The 1,386-nt window shown below is 42.6% G+C and carries 1 protein-coding gene; it reads right to left on the bottom strand.

All coding sequences use genetic code 11. From position 1 onward, the window contains the following. Positions 1-1,386, bottom strand: a 1,386-nt coding sequence (locus P278_RS16570) for an HYR-like domain-containing protein (RefSeq protein WP_038262335.1), incomplete at both ends; no start/stop codon positions are given.

The following is a 1,386-nucleotide window of genomic DNA, read 5'->3' on the forward strand; positions in this document are numbered from 1 at the left end:
TTATTTCCAGTTCCATCGCATTCAACAATTAAATTGTCAAGTGCAGAATCATCTATGTCAGGCGCAGTAGTGTCTTGAACAGTGATGGTTTGAACATGAACAGTTTCCAGTCCACATTCGTCAGTAGCAGTCCAGGTTCTTGTTAAAGTGTAATCAGAAAAACAAGCACCATCAGTTCTAACTTCGCTATAAGTTACAGTAGCATCACCACAGTTATCAGTAGCGGTTAATGTCTCTGCTACAGGTACTGCATCACACTCTATTGTTGCGTCAGCAGGTAGCGCTTCAACAAACTCAGGCGCCGTAGTATCTTGAACAGTGATCGTTTGAACGTGTACAGTTTCCAGTCCACATTCGTCAGTAGCGGTCCATGTTCTTGTTAAAGTGTAATCAGATACACATGCACCATCAGTTCTTACTTCGTCAAAAGCTACAGTAGCATCACCGCAGTTATCGGTAGCCGTTAAAGTTTCAGCTACAGGTACAGCATCACATTCTACTATTGTATCAGCAGGTAGCGCTTCAACAAAATCAGGAGCTGTAGTATCTTGAACGGTAATAGTTTGAACGTGTATAGTTTCAAGACCACATTCATCAGTAGCAGTCCATGTTCTTGTTAAAGTGTAATCAGACACACAAGCACCATCAGTTCTTACTTCATCAAAGGTTACTGTAGCATCCCCACAGTTATCAGTAGCTGTTAAAGTTTCAGCTACAGGAACTGCATCACACTCTACTGTTGTATCAGCTGGAAGCGTTTCCACAAACGCAGGAGCGGTAGTATCCTCTACAGTAATAGTTTGAACATGTACAGTATCATTACCACACTCATCAGTAGCCGTCCATGTTCTGGTTAATGTATAACTGGAAGGACAAGAGCCGTCAGTTCTAACTTCATCGTAGGTTACTATAGCAGCACTACACGCATCATTAGCAGTAAGTATTTCGGCAGTTGGCACTGCATCACACTCAACCGTTACATCAACAGGGAGTGTTTCGTTGAACGAAGGATCAATAGTGTCTTCGATAGTGAAAGTAGCCGTAGTTTCTGAGAAGTTACCACAACCGTCAGTAGCAGTAAAGGTAACCGTTACAGAACCGGTAGCACCACAATCATCTGATAAGGCGTTAAAGTCATGGGTCCAAGAGATAGCAGAACAATCATCTTCAGCAATCGCTCCTCCATTATTATCCAACCAGGCTTGAAGTTCAGTTGCATTTCCACTTCCATCACACTCCACTGTTTCATCAGCAGCATCTGTAGTAATGTTTGGAGCAGTAGTATCTTCAATTGCATAGGTTGCAGTTACTGAAGATTGATTACCACACTCATCAGTGGCCGTAAAGATTACTTCAATAGGTGCAGAGCAATCAGAACCGGCACCA

Origin of the sequence: Zhouia amylolytica AD3 (genome assembly GCF_000511935.2) — a bacterium.
Lineage (GTDB): Bacteria > Bacteroidota > Bacteroidia > Flavobacteriales > Flavobacteriaceae > Zhouia > Zhouia amylolytica.